The organism is Caballeronia sp., assembly GCF_049581465.1.
GTDB lineage: Bacteria > Pseudomonadota > Gammaproteobacteria > Burkholderiales > Burkholderiaceae > Caballeronia.
The window spans coordinates 1-2,110 of the sequence record NZ_JBAUSA010000029.1 but is presented as its reverse complement, the minus strand read 5'-3'; the positions used below and the strand labels follow the sequence as shown (position 1 = coordinate 2,110).

Below are 2,110 nucleotides of genomic sequence, written 5' to 3'. Positions count from 1 at the left end.
GTGCCGCGTTGAGTCGGACCTCGATCTCCTTGAGGCTTTGCATCTGTTCCTTCAAGGCCGCAATCTTGTCTTGCAGTCGCTCTGTTCTGGCCTTGGCGATTGCGGGTTCCTGACGATCCGCTGTGTCCATCGCCTGGAGATAGCGAGCGATACTTGACTCGATGTCGCGCATGCGTCGTTCGAGCTTGGCGCTGGTGAAATTGCGGTCGCGATGGTTCACCGCCTTGAACTTGCTGCCGTCGATCGCAACGATCGCTTCGGCGAACAGGTCCAGACGCTGGCATAGCACGACGAACTGACGGCAGACGCTGCGGATCGCTTTGCCGTTGTCTTTACGGAACCGCGCAATGGTCTTGAAGTCCGGCGCGAGGCGGCCCGTAAGCCACATCAGTTCGACGTTGCGCTGAGCCTCGCGTTCAAGGCGACGGCTGGATTGAATACGGTTCAGGTAACCGTAGATGTAGATCTTGAGCATCACCTCGGGGTGATATGACGGCCGGCCGGTCAGCGCCGGCTCGACGCCTTTAAACCCGAGCTGATGAAGATCGAGCTCATCTACAAGGACATCCACCACCCGCACAGGATTGGTGTCGGTCACGTAATCATCAAGCGCCTCGGGAAGGAGAAGGCTTTGCGTACGATTGTCGCCTTGAACGAACCGTTTCATCTTGCTCATCCTCTCGCTACCGAGGTGAATAATTTTAGCACTCCAAATTTGTGTTTTGACACACTCTGGGCCAAGAACGGTCCTTCCCAATCAGGTCGCGAGCGTCCGCTTGCTCGCGGCGAGGGGACCTTCGAGGCGCGGCGACTGACGACCCGTCGCTGACTCACTCCCAGGTCCACAAGGCGTGGCGCGTCTTCGAGCACTTGAGCCCCGGTTCGGAAGCAGTTCGTGATTGTGGACCACGTGGTACTGAATGTCGTTCAACGTGATTCAAAGGAAGGTTCGATTTCATCGAACAAGGTCGGGTGCACGTATACTTACAAATCGCGTCGCCTAGAAACGGCGGGTGGCCCGACGCCAAGCGGATTCGGGGGGCAACTGTTTTGTGGATCGCATGGTCTACGATAGATCAAGGCGAAGGGCGCGTTTCCGTCCGACTAACTGGTTCCTGAAGAGAAACTCCGTGGCCGCAAAGCGGAAGCGTTGCGCGGCACGAAGCGAACAACGTCTTTGGGTTTTCTTGACCTCAGAGGTATTCCATGCTTCAAGAGAGCGACGTCGCAACTCGGATCCCAGCGCAAGACCTCGCTCGCGCACGATCTTTCTACTCGAGCAAGCTCGGCCTTAAGCCGGTCGAAGAACGGGCTGGTGGCTTCCGCTACAAATGCGGCAGGGGCTACTTCACACTCTTTCAGTCGTCTGGGTCGGCTTCAGGTGCTCACACACAAATGGCCTGGGAGGTCGATGACATCCAGGCAACCGTTAGTGAGCTGCGACAGCGTGGAGTCGCGTTCGAGGAATACGATCTTCCCGGCCTCAAAACGATAAACGGGATCGCTGATATAGAAGGGAACTACCCGTCCAAGGGGGGGGCGGCGAAAGAGCTGCTTGGTTCCGAGATAGCGAAGGCAACCTCCTCGGCATTGGGCAACCGCTTAGGTGAGCAGGCCGATGCCATGCCTCAAAGCGCCGCTTAGGGTCAAAGCAGGCTATCGGTCCAAGGGAGCCGACTATTGTCGATTTCCTGACTCCCCGCTCGTCGTGCGTATGGGAGGTCGTGTTGCGATGCGCTACCGACCGGCACCGATAGTCCGTATGGGAAAAAGGAGATTGCGAATGACTTACGTCGATGGATTTGTTGTCCCCGTGCCTACAGCCAACCGCGAAGTTTACAGACAGTTCGCCGAAAGAGCGGCGGCCGTCTTCAAGGAGCACGGCGCATTGAAGGTGGTCGAATGCTGGGGAGATGACGTGCCGGAGGGCAAGGTGACGTCGTTTCCAATGGCGATCAAGCGCAAGGATGATGAGACGGTGGTGTTGTCCTGGGTTGTCTGGCCGTCGCGTCAGTCGCGAGACGAAGGAATGAAAGCGGTAATGGCCGACCCGCGACTGCAACCAGATAAAGATCCGATGCCTTTTGACGGCCAGCGGTTAATCTATGGC

Annotated in this window: 3 protein-coding genes; 2 read left to right on the top strand and 1 reads right to left on the bottom strand. The window is 57.4% G+C overall.

Features of this window, described 5'->3' with window-relative positions; genetic code table 11:
* Positions 1-667: transposase (locus WCA53_RS00650; RefSeq protein ID WP_423904206.1), on the bottom strand; the 667-nt coding region annotated here is incomplete at its 3' end.
* A gap of 539 nt (positions 668-1,206) precedes the next feature.
* On the opposite strand from WCA53_RS00650, the gene WCA53_RS00645 reads away from it, so the two are divergent.
* Both WCA53_RS00645 and WCA53_RS00640 read left to right on the top strand, forming a co-directional pair.
* Positions 1,207-1,644 carry a VOC family protein gene (locus WCA53_RS00645; RefSeq protein WP_423904204.1) on the top strand — a complete coding sequence of 146 codons (438 nt, stop codon included), beginning with the start codon at positions 1,207-1,209 and terminating at the stop codon, positions 1,642-1,644.
* A gap of 139 nt (positions 1,645-1,783) precedes the next feature.
* Positions 1,784-2,110, top strand: a 327-nt coding sequence (locus WCA53_RS00640; RefSeq protein WP_423904202.1) for a DUF1428 domain-containing protein, incomplete at its 3' end; no start/stop codon positions are given.